Source organism: Hydrogeniiclostridium mannosilyticum (assembly GCF_003268275.1).
Taxonomy (GTDB): domain Bacteria; phylum Bacillota; class Clostridia; order Oscillospirales; family Acutalibacteraceae; genus Hydrogeniiclostridium; species Hydrogeniiclostridium mannosilyticum.
In genome coordinates this window covers 1-376 of record NZ_QLYR01000055.1, presented here as the reverse complement: position 1 = coordinate 376, position 376 = coordinate 1, and the positions used below count along the sequence as shown (strand labels likewise).

Below are 376 nucleotides of genomic sequence, written 5' to 3'. Positions count from 1 at the left end.
ACGGTCCAGCAGGTCAAGAGCGACCGGGTACTGCTGAAGGAGATTTATTCCTGGGTCCCCCTGAGCGGCGTGCAGGCCGTATAAGGGAGGCGCAAATGGAATGGCTTAAGGGTATTTCGGATATTTGCTCCTATTTGTCTATTATTGGGACGCTGCTTGCAGTGGCGTTCAAGGGGGCGGCATACCTCCGGCGGATGAATGAAAAGATTGACCGGTTGGAGGGGTATTCCCACAATGATTATATGAACACCTTAAAGCTCACCATTATGAGCGAGGAAATCCCCCTGGAGGAGCGGTTAATCGCGGGTGAGAAATATGTGCAGGAGGGCGGAAACGGGGCAATAAAGGCCAAATACCGCCTTTTGCAGGAGGAATA

General features: G+C 52.1%; 1 protein-coding gene. It reads left to right on the top strand.

What is annotated here, in order from left to right:
• Positions 1 to 95: 95 nt before the first annotated feature.
• A partial coding sequence (locus tag DPQ25_RS14455; RefSeq protein WP_146740586.1) for a hypothetical protein occupies positions 96 to 376 on the top strand: 281 nt, incomplete at its 3' end.